The 14,068-nt window shown below is 71.8% G+C and carries 12 protein-coding genes; 8 read left to right on the forward strand and 4 right to left on the reverse strand.

Going from position 1 to position 14,068, the window contains the following annotated elements:
• Positions 1-74: 74 nt before the first annotated feature.
• The gene (locus BN4251_RS00920) at positions 75-1,094 is read left to right on the forward strand and encodes a LacI family DNA-binding transcriptional regulator (RefSeq protein ID WP_087483302.1); all 1,020 of its coding nucleotides are present in this window, start codon (positions 75-77) and stop codon (positions 1,092-1,094) included.
• Positions 1,091-2,167 (forward strand): tryptophan--tRNA ligase, encoded by a 1,077-nt coding sequence (gene trpS / locus BN4251_RS00925; protein WP_087483303.1) that lies wholly within the window; start codon positions 1,091-1,093, stop codon positions 2,165-2,167. Before BN4251_RS00920 ends, trpS begins: the two co-directional genes overlap by 4 nt.
• A gap of 94 nt (positions 2,168-2,261) precedes the next feature.
• Here trpS and BN4251_RS00930 read toward each other — a convergent pair whose 3' ends face one another.
• On the reverse strand, positions 2,262-3,800 hold the full coding sequence (locus BN4251_RS00930) for a DUF5129 domain-containing protein (protein WP_087483304.1): 1,539 nt from the start codon (positions 3,798-3,800) through the stop codon (positions 2,262-2,264).
• Between the two features lie 185 nt (positions 3,801-3,985).
• On the opposite strand from BN4251_RS00930, the gene cysK reads away from it, so the two are divergent.
• Together cysK and epsC are read left to right on the forward strand one after the other, a co-directional pair.
• Positions 3,986-4,915: a cysteine synthase A gene (cysK, locus tag BN4251_RS00935; protein ID WP_087483305.1), complete on the forward strand. Its 930-nt coding sequence runs from the start codon at positions 3,986-3,988 to the stop codon at positions 4,913-4,915.
• A gap of 13 nt (positions 4,916-4,928) precedes the next feature.
• Positions 4,929-5,516 (forward strand): serine O-acetyltransferase EpsC, encoded by a 588-nt coding sequence (gene epsC / locus BN4251_RS00940; protein WP_087483306.1) that lies wholly within the window; start codon positions 4,929-4,931, stop codon positions 5,514-5,516.
• Between the two features lie 19 nt (positions 5,517-5,535).
• Here epsC and BN4251_RS00945 read toward each other — a convergent pair whose 3' ends face one another.
• Positions 5,536-6,315, reverse strand: a complete 780-nt coding sequence (locus tag BN4251_RS00945) for an SIR2 family NAD-dependent protein deacylase (protein ID WP_087483412.1) — start codon at positions 6,313-6,315, stop codon at positions 5,536-5,538.
• Positions 6,312-7,157 carry an aldo/keto reductase gene (locus tag BN4251_RS00950; protein WP_087483307.1) on the reverse strand — a complete coding sequence of 282 codons (846 nt, stop codon included), beginning with the start codon at positions 7,155-7,157 and terminating at the stop codon, positions 6,312-6,314. Before BN4251_RS00950 ends, BN4251_RS00945 begins: the two co-directional genes overlap by 4 nt.
• Before the next feature lie 128 nt (positions 7,158-7,285).
• Between BN4251_RS00950 and BN4251_RS00955 the strand changes: the two genes are divergently transcribed.
• Positions 7,286-8,518 (forward strand): arginine deiminase, encoded by a 1,233-nt coding sequence (locus BN4251_RS00955; protein ID WP_087483308.1) that lies wholly within the window; start codon positions 7,286-7,288, stop codon positions 8,516-8,518.
• A gap of 93 nt (positions 8,519-8,611) precedes the next feature.
• On the opposite strand, the gene BN4251_RS00960 is transcribed toward BN4251_RS00955, so the two are convergent.
• Entirely contained in the window at positions 8,612-9,184 is a 573-nt protein-coding gene (locus BN4251_RS00960; protein WP_170931764.1) for a GNAT family N-acetyltransferase, read from the reverse strand.
• Between the two features lie 228 nt (positions 9,185-9,412).
• On the opposite strand from BN4251_RS00960, the gene gcvT reads away from it, so the two are divergent.
• The 3 genes from gcvT (at position 9,413) to gcvP (ending at position 14,027) form a co-directional block, all read left to right on the forward strand.
• Entirely contained in the window at positions 9,413-10,546 is a 1,134-nt protein-coding gene (gene gcvT, locus BN4251_RS00965; protein ID WP_087483309.1) for a glycine cleavage system aminomethyltransferase GcvT, read from the forward strand.
• A gap of 49 nt (positions 10,547-10,595) precedes the next feature.
• Positions 10,596-10,967, forward strand: coding sequence for a glycine cleavage system protein GcvH (gene gcvH / locus BN4251_RS00970; RefSeq protein ID WP_087483310.1), 372 nt, complete (start codon positions 10,596-10,598; stop codon positions 10,965-10,967).
• Between the two features lie 111 nt (positions 10,968-11,078).
• Positions 11,079-14,027 (forward strand): aminomethyl-transferring glycine dehydrogenase, encoded by a 2,949-nt coding sequence (gcvP, locus tag BN4251_RS00975; RefSeq protein ID WP_087483311.1) that lies wholly within the window; start codon positions 11,079-11,081, stop codon positions 14,025-14,027.
• Positions 14,028-14,068 lie beyond the last annotated feature (41 nt).

The following is a 14,068-nucleotide window of genomic DNA, read 5'->3' on the forward strand; positions in this document are numbered from 1 at the left end:
GCAAGAATACGCAAGATCTTGCAGATTACGATTGGGCCACGGTGAGGATGCCGGGGGCCCGGAGGGAGAGCGTGATGGCGCGGCTCATCGATATCGCGAAGGCTGCCGGCGTGAGCGAGGCGACCGTCTCCCGCGTGCTCAACGGGCGCTCCGGCGTGAACGAGGCGACCCGCAGGTCAGTGGCGGAAGTGGCGCGCCGGATGGGCCGCGTTGTCGACGCCGGCCAGGTGGACGACGGGCCGCTGGTCGGCGTGCTCGTCCCCGATCTCGACAACCAGGTCTTCACCTCCTGGGCCGAGCGGATCGAGGCGGAGCTGTTCGAGCGTGGCGCCTCCACACTGGTGGCCATGCGCGCCCGGACCGTCGAGCGCGAACGAGAGATCTTGCAACGCTTTCTGCGGTGCGGCGTGGTAGGCATCATCGTGGTCTCCGGGTATCACGCCCAGGAGCGCAGCCCGCTGGACCACTACCGCGAGGTGACGTCCGCCGGGGTCCCGCTGGTGCTCGTCAACGGCGTGCAGGAGGAGCTCGATGCGGCCTTCCTCTCGACGGACGACGACCATGCGGTGCGTGCGGTGCTGAGCCATCTCCAGGAGCTCGGTCATGAGCGGGTGGGCCTGGCCGTGGGCGATGAGCACACCTGGCCGGTGCGCGAGAAGCTGCGAGCCTTCGAGGCAGTCACCGCCGGCTGGGCGGAGGGCCCCCAGCCGGTCTCCTTCACCGACTTCTCCTACGCCGGGGGCTACGAGGCGGCCCGGGACCTGGTCGCGCGCGGGGTGACCGCGATCGTCTGCGGCTCCGACGTGATGGCCGCGGGCGCCCTCGAGGGCGTGCGCTCCCTGGGCCTGAGCGTCGGGCGCGACATCTCGGTGGCCGGCTACGACGACGTCTTCTGGGCCTCGCTGACCAATCCGCCGCTGACCACCGTGCGCCAGGCCGTCGGATCGATCGCCCGGGCCGCCGTGCGCACCGCCCTCAGCGGCGGCGAGGACTCGCGCCGCCCGACGCGCACCGAGGTGGTGGTGCGCCCGCAGCTGATCGTGCGCGGCTCCACGGCGGCCGTACCCGGCGGGGCCGCTAGCATGGAGCGGTGACCGCACCGAACACCACCCGCACCAGCTACGACACCGCCCAGAAGCGCAGCGACGAGATCTGGTCCACGATCGACTCGGACCCCTCCGGACTGCGCATGCTCACCGGCGACCGCCCCACGGGCGCGCTGCACATCGGCCATTACTTCGGCTCGCTGCGCAACCGCGTGCGCCTGCAGGACGCAGGGGTGGAGACGTGGTTGATCGTCGCGGACTACCAGGTGATCACCGACCGTGAAGTCATCGGGGACATCAAGGGATCGGTCCGCGAGCTGCTGACCGACTACCTCGCGGCGGGCATCGACCCGGAGCGCTCCACGATCTTCACCCACTCCGCGGTGCCCGCGCTGAACCAGCTGATGCTGCCGTTCCTGTCGCTGGTGACCCAGCCCGAGCTCGAGCGGAACCCCACCGTCAAGACCGAGCTCGCCGCCGCCGGGAAGTCCGCCATGGGCGGGCTGCTGCTGACCTACCCCGTCCACCAGGCCGCGGACATCCTGTTCTGCCACGGCAACCTCGTGCCCGTGGGCCGCGACCAGCTGCCCCACATCGAGCAGACCCGCGTCATCGCGCGCCGTTTCAACGAGCGCTACGCGGGAGGGGAGCAGTACTTCCCCGAGCCCGATGCGCTGCTGTCCGAGGCACCGACGATCCTCGGTCTGGACGGCGAGCACAAGATGAGCAAGTCCCGAGGCAACACCGTCATGCTGCGGATGGACCCGGACGAGACCCTCAAGAAGATCAAGAAGGCCAAGACCGACTCGGAGCGGCTGATCACTTACGACCCCGAGGGCCGGCCGGAGGTCGCGAACCTGCTGACGCTCGCCTCGCAGGCGACGGACGGTACGCCGGAGGAGATCGCCGAGGAGATCGGGGATCGCGGCGCCGGGACGCTGAAGATCTACACCGCCGAGGCGCTCAACGAGCACCTGGCCCCGTTGCGCGCACGCCGCAAGGAGCTCGAGCAGGATCCGGGCTACCTCTTCGAGGTGCTCCGCGCCGGCAACGAGAAGGCCAACGCCGAGGCCGAGGCGACCCTCGCGAAGGTCCGCGAGTTCATGGGGATGGTCTACTGACCCACCGCGCCCGCTGAGCCGCGGAGCCCCGGCGCACCCCGTGGTGCCCCGGGGCTCCGTACGTCAGGAAGCGCCGGTCCCTGCGCGGCGGGCCTCAGAAGCGGCTCGAACTGCCCGCCCCCGAGAAGCCGCCGCCCCCCGAGTAGCCCGAGAAGCTGCCTCCTCCTGAGGAGGAGGGCGCCCGATGGGTCTCCAGCGCGGACCCTGCGGAGTGCTGCCAGGTGTTCAGCCACAGCACGGGGCTCATCGCCCTGAAGGCGTCCGACGTGCCGCTGCGGCGGTCCCACCGCAGCCGACTCGCCCGCACCGAGCGGTAGACCGTGCTGTCCTCGACCTCCACCTCGCGCAGCAGCATCTGCTCGGTCTCGTCCTCGGCGAGTCGTTCGATCCGGTGGCGCTGGAGCAGCGTGGCCGCGGCCGAGAGCTCCTCGGTCAGGGCATCGAGCCGTGCGAGCGCCGCCTCGGGGGTGATCCTGTCCTCCTCGAGCTGCGCGGTGAGCGTGTCCATCTCCTCCGAGGCCGCGCGGCTGGCGGCCTCCAGCTCCTTCGCGGCAGCTCTCTCCGGCGTCGACATCTCGGAGAGCTCCTCGAGCACCTCGTCCACGGTCGCCACCGAGTCCCGCAGCGGGGTCAGCTCGCGCTCCCAGCCCGTGCGCCAATCCCCGATGCGGTGGAGCAGATCGGCGGCGGAGACGATGTCGTCATCAGTGTCGTCGAGGAAGCTCACCGTGCTCTCGAGCTCGCGCGCCTGCTGGCGCTGCCGGGAGGTGAAGCCCCAGCTCCAAGGGCGATCCTCCGGCGCGGGCAGCTCCTCGCTCAGCCGGGTCGCCTCGGCGACCTTCGCCCGGTACTCCAGGTGGTCCCGCAGCACGGCCTGCGCGTAGGGAGAGGCCTCGGGGAGGGTGCTCGCGGCGGTGTCGGTGAGCTCGCGCGAGGCCAGCACCCCCTGGAAGCGCGGGAGCGCATCGTCCACACGGCGCCGTGCCGCGTCGCGCAGGCCGAGCATGGTCAGCGCGGCGCCGAGCGCGGCCGCGATCCCCACCGCTGCGGTCACGAGCGCGGCGGGCTTCTGCCACCAGGGGCGCAGCAGCAGATCCGCGTACTTCTCGGCCCCGGCCAGCAGCGCCGCCTCCCAGTCGCGATCACGGGCGTCGTCCTTCATCGCGTCCTGGACGGCGGTGAACTCGCCGTCGTCGAGCTTCACGTCCTCCCCGGCATAGGTGCCCACGAAGCGGTTGTCCGGGTCCAGGGCGATGATGACGGTGCCGTCGGCGAAGAGCACCCCGTCCGGTGACAGCATCGAGGGGTCCGTGGTGCGCGCATGGTTGAGCACCGCATCGTTCAGCGCCAGGTCATCGCTGGGCGAGGCGCCGTGGTCCGTGACGTCGAGGACCAGCACCACCAGATCGACCTGCGTGCGGAAGTCGACGCCCCCGAGCTCGTCCTCGAGCTCGTCGCGGTCCACGGAGGCGGTGGTGTCGCGCACGGTCACCGAGCGCGGCGCCTCGGCATGCGCGGCGCCCGGGGCGAGCAGCGCGGCGGCCAGCAGGACCAGGGCGAGGAGCATCGCTCGGAGCGAACGGGGTGCGAGCGGGGAGCGCGCCGGAGCGGCGGCGGAGGGGGATGGGCACATGGCTCGACGGTAGAGCGCCGGGTGCCTCGGCGGCCCCCGACGATGGTCGGTCGCTCCGAGCAGTTCGAGGGATTCTCGCGGTCAATGTGAACTTCCTGAGCAGCCGTGCGCACCGCGCCGTTATGATCGGACCAAGGATCCCTTAGTGCTCGCCCCGCGCGGGCCCCGCAACGTCGAGGAGAAGCATGCCCATCTACGAGAACGTCTCCGAGCTGGTCGGCCGCACCCCGCTGGTGAAGCTGAACCGTCTGGGCGATGACGTGAAGGCCACCGTCGTCGCGAAGCTCGAGTTCTACAACCCCGCCAACTCCGTCAAGGACCGCATCGGCGTGGCCATGATCGACGCGGCCGAGAAGTCCGGCGAGCTCCAGCCCGGCGGCACCATCGTCGAGGCCACCAGCGGCAACACCGGCATCGCGCTCGCGATGATCGGCAGCTCCCGCGGCTACAAGGTCATCCTCACGATGCCCGAGTCGATGTCCAAGGAGCGGCGCATGCTGCTGCGCGCCTACGGCGCCGAGCTGATCCTCACCGAGGCCCCCAAGGGCATGAAGGGCGCCGTTGAGAAGGCCGAGGAGATCGCCGCCGAGCGCGGTGCGGTCCAGGTCCGCCAGTTCGACAACCCCGCTAACGTCGAGATCCACCGTCGCACCACCGCCGAGGAGATCTGGAACGACACCGACGGCACCGTCGACGCGGTCGTGGCCGGCATCGGCACCGGCGGCACCATCAGCGGCGTCGGCCAGGTGCTCAAGGAGCGCAAGCCCGAGGTGAAGATCATCGCCGTCGAGCCGGAGGAGTCCGCGATCCTCAACGGCGGCCAGCCCGGCCCCCACAAGATCCAGGGCCTCGGCGCGAACTTCGTGCCCAGCATCCTGGACCGCGAGATCTACGACGAGGTCCTCGACATCGACGCGGAGACCGCCATGGAGCGCGCCCGCTCCGTCGCCGCGACCGAGGGCCTGCTGGTCGGCATCTCCTCCGGTGCGTCGATCGAGGCCGCCGCCCGCGTCGGCGCCCGCGAGGAGTTCGCGGGGAAGACCATCGTGGTGGTCGTCCCCTCCTTCGGCGAGCGCTACCTCTCCACCCCGCTGTTCGCGCAGTACGCGGACTGACGCAGGAGCGAGAATGGCGAAGAGCCCGCTCGATCGGGTGATGGGCGTCGTCGCGACGGTCCGGGAGGACCTCGCGGCGGCGCATCGTCGCGATCCCGCGGCGACGGATGATCTCGCGATCGTCCTGACCTCTCCCGGCCTCCACGCGATCTGGACCCACCGCGTCGCGCATCGCCTGTGGAAGCGCGGCGCGAAGCTGCCGGCCCTCGTGCTCGCCCAGGGCGCACGCTCGATCACCGGCGTGGAGATCCACCCCGGGGCGACGATCGGCCGGCGCTTCTTCATCGACCACGGCATGGGCGTGGTGGTGGGGGAGACCGCCGAGGTGGGGGACGATGTGATGCTCTACCACGGCGTCACCCTGGGAGGCCGCTCGATGGAGCGGGTCAAGCGTCACCCCACGGTCGAGGACGGGGTGACGATCGGTGCCGGGGCGCGCGTGCTCGGCCCCGTCGTGATCGGCGAGGAGTCGCAGATCGGCGCCAACGCCGTGGTGGTCAAGGACGTCCCTGCCGGGGCCACCGCGATCGGGATCCCCGCGACGGTGCGCAGCGGAGCCGCCCATCCCGAGGAGCAGATGGATCCCGCGATCTGGATCTGAGCGCTGAGACCGGACCGGATCAGCTCAGGAACGGGTCCAGGAACGAGGTGCCGCCCACCTTGTGCAGGGCACGCTCCCAGGCGGGGAGCACCTCATGGGCGTCCTCGGCGATCACATGATCGAAGAAGGAGCGCGCGGTCTCGGGCGGGTCGATGTCCACCAGCACCGTGGTCGCGCCGTGCTCGGCCGCGAGCGGGGCCAGCTGCGCGGCGGGGAAGACCACGCCGCTGGTGCCGACGGCGACGAACAGATCCGCGCGCTGCGCGAGACGCACCGCGAGGTCCAGCTCCGCCTGGGGCAGCGCCTCGTCGAAGAGCACGACGTCGGGCCTGGTCCGGGCGCCGCAGTGCGGGCAGTCGGCGGGCACCCCGTGGTCCTCCGCCGAGGAGCCGGCGCCGGGCGTCAGGGGCGCCTTCCAGCGGCACTCCGGATCCAGGCACACCGCGTGCAGGGCGCTGCCGTGCAGCTCGGCGACCACCTCGCTGCCCGCGGCCTGGTGCAGGCCGTCGATGTTCTGCGTGATCACGGGAGAGCCGAGCCGGGCGATCGCCCGGTGCCCGGGGGTGGGGCCGTGGTCCAGCGCGATCCGCGCCATGCGGCCCCACACGTTCCACAGCTGCGGCAGCGACTCGGGCAGCAGCTCGGCATGCATCGCCTGCTCGGTCTCCGGCTCGAGGGCCCACAGCCCTTCGGGGCCGCGGAAGGTGCCCAGACCGGTGCGGGCGCTGATGCCCGAACCGGTCAGGAACACGATCTCGCGATGCTCGGGTCCCGGGGAGAACCGGGCGGCGGGGCTCACCACTCCTCGTGCTCCCGCGAGTCCCAGGCGGTCTCCTCGCCCAGGTCGAGGGTCGCCAGCAGCGCGCGGTCCTCGTCGTCCAAGACGATCCGGTCGAGGGAGGCGTTGTCGAGCTGGCGCTGCGGGTCCGTGGACTTCGGGATCACCACGATGTCCTGGTCGATCGCCCAGCGCAGCGAGACCTGGGAGGGAGCGGCGCCGTGCTTGCGCGCCACCTTGCGCAGCGCGAACTGCTCGGCCAGGCCCTCGCGGCCGCCCAGCGGGCCCCACGCCTGGGTGACGATCCCGTGCTCGCGGTGGAAGGCCACCGCCTCCGGCCGCTGCAGGGCAGGGGAGAGCTGGATCTGGTTCACCTCCGGGGTCACGCCGGTGGCGTCGATGAGCTCCTGGAGCTGCTCGGGCCGGAAATTGGAGACGCCGATGTGCTGCGCGAGGCCCTCCTCCTTGAGATCGATCAGGGTGCGCCAGGTCTCGAGCGCGAGCCCGCGGGAGGGGTTCGGCCAGTGGATGAGCACGAGCGCCGCGCTGTCGAGGCCGAGCCGGCGCAGCGAGCCCAGCAGACCCTCGCGAGCGGCCTCGCGCCCCTGATCGCCCCCGGCGATCTTGGTGGTCACCAGGGTCTCGTCGGGATCCACGCCGCTGCCGCGCACGCCCTGCCCCACGGCGGCCTCGTTGCCGTACTGCGCGGCGGTGTCGATCAGGCGGTAGCCGGCCCGCACCGCGGACGCCACGGCCCGGGCCCCCTCGACGCCCTTCATGCTGGAGGTGCCGAAGCCGATCAGCGGGAACGGTGAGCCGTCGGCGAGGGTGGTGGTGGGGATGGACAGCGTGGTCGCGGACATCGAGGACCTCCTGGAGAGTGCGAGGGACGGTGCCAGCGTATCCATCTCTCCCGCGAGGATGCACGGCGGCCGCCGGCCCCGGCCCCGGCTCTGCTAGCGTGCTCGCACCCCGACCCCGCAGGAGTGCCATGGATGCCACCCCCTCGCAGCGGACCGGAGTGCATGACGAGATCTCGCCGCTGCGGCGCGTGATCGTCCACGCCCCCGGCCCCGAGCTCGAACGACTCACCCCCGACACCCGCGAGCAGCTGCTCTTCGACGAGGTGCTCTGGCGGGACCGCGCACAGGCCCAGCACGCGGAGTTCACGACCCTGCTCGCCGCCGAGAGCGTCGAGGTGCTCGAGCTGCGGGACCTGCTGACCGATCTGCTCACCGACCCCGGCCTGCGCGAGGAGCTGCTGGCCCGCGCCCTGGACCCCGCCACGCTCGGGGACATCGCGGTGCAGGACCTCCACGAGGCCCTCGCCGGGCATGGCCCCGAGCCGCTCGCGGACGTGCTGATCGGCGGGATCACCGTCGGAGAGCTGCGTGCGCTGGGCGTCGCGCCCCGCTCGATCGCCCTCCAGCGTGTGAGCGAGGAGCACCTGGTGCTGGACCCGCTGCCCAACCATCTGTTCACCCGCGACCCCTCCGCCTGGATCGGGGACGTGGTCTCGGTCAGCCCCATGCGGCATCCGGCGCGCCGCCGCGAGAGCCTCCACCTGGAGATGATCTACCGCCACCACCCCGTCTTCGGCGGAGCCGCCGCCCCGCGCAGGCTCCTGGGCAGCGGCGGCGCCGGCGCCGCGACCGTCGAGGGCGGGGACGTGATGATGCTGTCGCCGCAGGTGGTCGCGGTGGGGATGTCGGAGCGCACGAGCGCCGTCGGCGTCGAACGGCTCGCCGCAGATCTGCTGGCCGACGGGACGATCGAACGAGTGATCGCGATCGCCCTGCCGCACCGCCGCTCGATGATGCATCTGGACACCGTCACCACCGTGGTCGACCACGAGTCGATGGTCCGCTTCGGGCCGCTGGGGCTGCTGGAGACCTTCGAGATCACCCGCCCCGCGGACCGGCTCGTCTCCCGCGCCCGGGCGGGGGACGAGATGGATCAGGTGCTCGCCCGCGGGCTCGGGGTGGAAGCGCTGCGGGTGCTGACCCCGCCGCTGGACCCCTACGCGGCCGCGCGCGAGCAGTGGGACGACGGCTGCAACGTGCTGGCCCTCGCGCCGGGGAAGGTGGTGGCCTACGAGCGCGCCGCGGCGACCAACGAGTACCTGCGCGCCCAGGGCGTCGAGGTGCTCGAGTTCGCCGGGGACGAGCTGGGCCGCGGCCGCGGCGGACCGCGCTGCATGAGCTGCCCGGTCGCACGGGGCTGACAGGGCCTGGGGATCCGAGGATCCGAGGGGCCGCGGGGCCGAAGAGTCCCGGGTCCGAAGAGTCCCTGTGCCGAACGGTCGAGGAGCGGCGGCTCAGCGCCGCGTGGGCGGCGGCGGATCGGCCGCTGTCTGCAGCGGCTGCTCATAGGCGGGCAGCGGCTCGCTCAGCGACCGCTCGAGCAGCAGCTGCTGGGCGCCGAACTCCTCGAGCCCCTTGCGCACGGTGAAGCCGAGCTTGCGCAGCAGGGCCACGCTGCGCTTGTTGCGGGTCTGGCTGATCGCGATGACGTGCTCGTCCTCGAGCTCCTCGCGCGCCCACTCCAGCAGCGCGATGCACGACTCGGCGGCATAGCCCTGACCGGTCCACTCCGGCAGCAGGGCATAGGAGAGCTCGAGCTCGCCGCGGTCGTAGCTGAGGGTGATCGAGCCGATCAGGGTGTCCTCCTCCGCGAGGGCCAGCGCCCAACGCCCCCAGGTCAGGCCCAGCGGGGAGAGCTCGAGCGCCTGCCGCGAGGCGTAGTCGACCGCGCCCCCGAGGTACTCACGGGTGACCGGATCCGTCATCAGGCGGATCAGGGATTCGCGGTCGGCGTCGCCCGGCGGCCGGATCACCAGCCGCGGGCTGCGGATCCGTACCGGCCACTCTGTCGTGCCTTCCCGTGTCACGCCCCCACGGTACTAGGTTCCCGGGCATGCTCCGCAGGTCCTCCGCCCCGGCCGCCCTCACCTCGCGCCGTGTACCGGGGACGTCCGCATGGGAGGCGGCGGAACGGTATGGTGAGCCCTGAGGCACAGCGGTGTGCCGCACAGGTCGGTCCACGGCCCATGCCGTGCTGTGCGATGGCGCGGTGGGGACCGGAGTCGAACCTCTCCCCGGGACGAGTAAGGAGCACCATGGTCGATCAGGACCTGCGCAGCACTGCACTGGAGGCGGTCCACCGCTCGCTGGGAGCGACCTTCACGGACTTCGCGGGATGGCAGATGCCCGTCCGCTACGACTCCGATCTCGCCGAGCACCGGGCGGTGCGCGAGAGCGCCGGGATCTTCGACCTCAGCCACATGGGGGAGATCCACCTGCGCGGCCCCCGGGCCGGCGAGGCGCTCGACCACGCGCTCGCGGGGAAGCTCTCGGCCATGTCCGTGGGCCGCGCGAAGTACTCGTTGCTGCTCACCGAGGACGGCGGCGTGATCGACGACGTCATCACCTACCGATTGGCACAGGACCACTTCCTAGTGGTCGCCAACGCCTCCAACGCCGAGGTCGACTCCCATGAGCTCACCGAGCGCGCGAAGGGCTTCGACGTCGAGGTGGACGACGCCTCGGACCGCACCTCGCTGATCGCCGTGCAGGGCCCCGCGAGCGAGCAGATCCTGCTCGACGCGCTGCTGGGAGCTGACGGCGGCGTCGAAGGCATCACCGCCGAGGACCTCACCTCGATGCGGAACTACCGCTTCGCCGCCGGCAGCTATCGCGGTCACGAGCTGCTGATCGCCCGCACCGGCTACACCGGCGAGGACGGCTTCGAGCTGTACGTCTCCGACGAGCTCGCCGCCGCGCTGTGGGAGCAGCTCAGCGCCGCTGGCGGGGACCGCCTGACCCCGTGCGGCCTCGCCTGCCGCGACACGCTGCGGCTCGAGGCCGGCATGCCGCTGTACGGCAACGAGCTCGGCCGCGACATCTTCCCCGCCCAGACCGGCATGGAGCGCGTGGTCGCCCTGTCCTCCAAGGGCGACTTCGTGGGCCGCGCCGGCATCGAGGCGGCCGATCTCTCCGACCGACCGGTCCTGGTGGGACTGGTCGCCGACGGGCGCCGCGCGGCCCGCGCCGGTGCCCAGGTGCGCGACGGCGAGGGCCGCGAGGTCGGGGCGATCGCCTCGGGCGCGCTGTCCCCGACCCTCGGCCATCCCATCGCGATGGCTTTCGTCCGTACCGACGTCGCCGAGCCCGGCACCGAGCTGATCGCCGATGTCCGCGGCAAGGACCTCCCGGTCCGCGTCGTCGAGCTGCCGTTCTACCGCCGCGGCTGACCCCACAGATTCCCCGAGCAGTCCCGAACCTCCAGGAAGGACCATCCTCATGTCCGCAGAACTCCTCTTCAGCAAGGACCACGAGTGGGTCCGCGTCGAGTCCGACGGCCTCGCCGTCATCGGCGTGACCGATTACGCCGCCGAGCAGCTCGGGGATGTCGTCTACGTGGACCTCCCCGCCGTCGACGACGAGATCACCGCCGGCACCGAGATGGGAGAGATCGAGTCCACCAAGTCCGTCTCGGACCTGTTCTCCCCGCTCAGCGGCACCGTGGTCGAGATCAACGACGCCGTGGTCGACACCCCCGAGCTGGTCAACTCCTCGCCGTTCGAGGAGGGCTGGCTGCTGAAGGCTCGCTTCGACGCGCTGCCCGACGATCTCCTGAGCGCCGAGGACTACAAGGCCTTCACCGAGTCCTGACGGGCGCGGGGCGGGCGCCGTCGTGCGGCCGCCCCTCGCCGGTGCCGCGCAGGTGGCGCGGACGGACACCTCCACCCAGATCAGCTCACAGACCCCAGGGGCACTCCTTCCATGACCGCATCCTCCGTGCACGCCCACGACTCTTTCGTCCGCCGTCACGTGGGCACCGATCCCGATACGCAGCGACACATGCTCGAGGTCCTGGGGTACGAGTCCCTGGACGAGATGCTCACCGCGGCGGTCCCGGGCTCGATCCTGCTGGCCGCCGACGGCGAGGGCGGCTCCCGCAGCGCGGCCTCGGTCGTGCCGGAGGGGATCACCGAGCCGGCAGCGCTCGCCGAGCTGCGCGCCCTCGCGGACCGCAACCGGGTGCGCCGCTCCCTGATCGGTCTGGGCTACTACGGCACCCATACCCCCGCCGTGATCCAGCGCAACGTGCTCGAGAACCCCGCCTGGTACACCGCCTACACCCCGTACCAGCCCGAGATCTCCCAGGGCCGTCTCGAGGCGCTGCTGACCTTCCAGACGATGATCTGCGATCTGACGGGGATGGACGTCTCCAACGCCTCGACCCTCGACGAGGCGACCTCGGCGGCCGAGGCGCTGATGCTCGCCCGCCGCACCGCCAAGCGCAACGGGAATGTGTTCCTCGTCGATGCGGACACCCTCCCCGCCACCAAGGCCGTGCTCCAGGGCCGCGCCACCGGGCTCGGGATCGAGCTGCGCGAGGTCGACTTCGCCCGCGACGGCGCCCTCGAGGGCGAGTACTTCGGCGCCCTGATCCAGTATCCCGGCGCCTCCGGGCGGGTGTGGGATCCGCGGGACGTGATCTCCGAGGTGAAGTCCACCAAGGCGGTCGCGATCGTCTCCGCGGACCTGCTCTCCCTGACCATGCTCGCCTCCCCGGGCTCCCTCGGCGCGGACGTCACCGTCGGCACCTCCCAGCGCTTCGGCATCCCGCTCGGCTTCGGCGGGCCGCACGCCGGCTTCGTCGCCGTGCGCAAGGGCCTCGAGCGGCAGCTGCCCGGCCGCCTGGTGGGCGTCTCCGTGGACGCCGACGGGAACCCCGCCTACCGGCTGTCCCTGCAGACCCGCGAGCAGCACATCCGCCGCGAGAAGGCCACCAGCGCGATCACCACCGCGCAGGTGCTGCTGGCCGTGATGGCCGCGATGTACGCGGTCTACCACGGTCCCGAGGGCCTCACCCGGATCGGGCGCACCGTCGCCGACCGCACCGCGGAGCTCGCCGACCTGCTGCGTCGCAGCGGCTTCGCGCTGGTGCACGAGAGCTTCTTCGACACGCTCGAGGTGCGCGCCACCGGCATCGCCGGCGACATCGCCGCCTCGCTGGGGGCCGCGGGCTACCTGGTCCGCACCGTCGGCGACGACATCGTGCACCTCTCCCTCGACGAGACCGTCACCCCGGCCGATCTCGAGGCGATCGGCGCGGCCTTCGCCCCGCACGCCCCGAACCCCGGCCCGGAGTTGCAGGAGACCCCCTCCGGCGGCGGCTGGGACGGGCTCGTGCGCGAGGATCCCTTCCTCCAGCACCCGGTCTTCTCCTCGTTCCGCTCCGAGACCGCGATGATGCGCTACCTGCGCCGCCTCGCGGACCGCGACTTCGCGCTCGACCGCGGCATGATCCCGCTGGGCTCGTGCACGATGAAGCTCAACGCAGCCACCGAGATGGCCGGCATCACCTGGGCGGGCTTCAGCGCCGTGCACCCCTTCGCCCCGCGCGAGGACGTCGAGGGCTACCTCGAGATGATCACCCAGCTGGAGACCTGGCTCGCGGACCTCACCGGGTACGAGACCGTCTCCCTCCAGCCCAACGCCGGCTCCCAGGGAGAGCTCGCCGGACTGCTCGCGATCCGCGCCTACCACGCCTCCCGCGGCGAGTCCGGGCGCGAGGTGTGCCTGGTGCCGAGCTCCGCGCACGGCACCAACGCGGCCTCGGCCGTGATCGCCGGGCTGCGCGTGGTGGTCGTCGCCTCCGACGCCCGCGGCAACATCGACCTCGATGACCTGAAGCAGAAGATCAAGGAGCATGGCGACGAGCTCGCCGCGATCATGATCACCTACCCCTCCACCCACGGCGTGTACGAGGAGGAGGTGCGCACCGTCTGCGAGCTGGTCCACGACGCCGGCGGTCAGGTGTACGTCGACGGCGCGAACCTCAACGCTCTGCTGCAGGTGGCCCGCCCCGGTGAGTTCGGCGGCGACGTCTCCCACCTGAACCTGCACAAGACCTTCTGCATCCCGCACGGCGGCGGTGGCCCGGGCGTCGGCCCGGTCGCGGCCAAGGCCCACCTGGCACCCTTCCTGCCGGGCCACCCCGCGATCCAGCAGGAGGAGCACCCGGTGGTGGGGGAGGGAGCACGGTCGCACGGCGGGGCGCCCGTCTCCCAGGCGCCCTACGGCTCCCCGTCGATCCTGCCGATCACCTGGACCTACATCCGCCTGATGGGGCCCGACGGGTTGCGCCACGCCACCGGCTCGGCGGTGCTCGCCGCGAACTACATGGCACGCCGCCTCTCGGAGGCCTACGAGATCCTCTACACCGGCGAGAACGGCCTGGTGGCCCACGAGTGCATCGTGGACCTGCGCCCCTTCACCGCCCGCACCGGGATCACCGTGGACGACGTCGCCAAGCGGCTGATCGACTACGGCTTCCACGCCCCGACCATGTCGTTCCCGGTCGCGGGGACCTTCATGATCGAGCCGACCGAGTCCGAGGATCTCGCCGAGATCGACCGCTTCGTCGACGCGATGCTGATGATCGCCAAGGAGGCCGAGGAGGTCGTCGCCGGCACCTGGCCCGCTGGTGACAACCCGCTGGTCGGCGCCCCGCACACCGCCGCCTCGATCGCCGCCGCGGAATGGACCCACCCCTACTCGCGCGAGGTCGCCGTCTACCCCGGCAGCTGGACCGCGCTCGAGGACGAGTCCGTGCACGACAGCGCCCAGATGCGGATCCAGTCGAAGTACTGGCCGCCGGTGCGCCGCATCGACCAGGCCTACGGAGACCGCAACCTGGTGCCCACCTGGCCGCGAGACTGACCAGCGCCACGCGGGCGCGCACCGCGCAGGCGTCGCGCGCC

Source organism: Brachybacterium massiliense (assembly GCF_900184245.1).
Lineage (GTDB): Bacteria > Actinomycetota > Actinomycetes > Actinomycetales > Dermabacteraceae > Brachybacterium > Brachybacterium massiliense.

Excerpts from the sequence above, each read along its gene's own strand:
- BN4251_RS00920 (WP_087483302.1), top strand. The coding sequence starts at position 75 with ATGGCGCGGCTCATCGATATCGCGAAGGCTGCCGGCGTGAGCGAGGCG.
- BN4251_RS00930 (WP_087483304.1), bottom strand. The coding sequence starts at position 3,800 with ATGTGCCCATCCCCCTCCGCCGCCGCTCCGGCGCGCTCCCCGCTCGCA.
- cysK (WP_087483305.1), top strand. The coding sequence starts at position 3,986 with ATGCCCATCTACGAGAACGTCTCCGAGCTGGTCGGCCGCACCCCGCTG.
- epsC (WP_087483306.1), top strand. The coding sequence starts at position 4,929 with ATGGCGAAGAGCCCGCTCGATCGGGTGATGGGCGTCGTCGCGACGGTC.
- BN4251_RS00950 (WP_087483307.1), bottom strand. The coding sequence starts at position 7,157 with ATGTCCGCGACCACGCTGTCCATCCCCACCACCACCCTCGCCGACGGC.
- BN4251_RS00955 (WP_087483308.1), top strand. The coding sequence starts at position 7,286 with ATGGATGCCACCCCCTCGCAGCGGACCGGAGTGCATGACGAGATCTCG.
- gcvT (WP_087483309.1), top strand. The coding sequence starts at position 9,413 with ATGGTCGATCAGGACCTGCGCAGCACTGCACTGGAGGCGGTCCACCGC.
- gcvH (WP_087483310.1), top strand. The coding sequence starts at position 10,596 with ATGTCCGCAGAACTCCTCTTCAGCAAGGACCACGAGTGGGTCCGCGTC.
- gcvP (WP_087483311.1), top strand. The coding sequence starts at position 11,079 with ATGACCGCATCCTCCGTGCACGCCCACGACTCTTTCGTCCGCCGTCAC.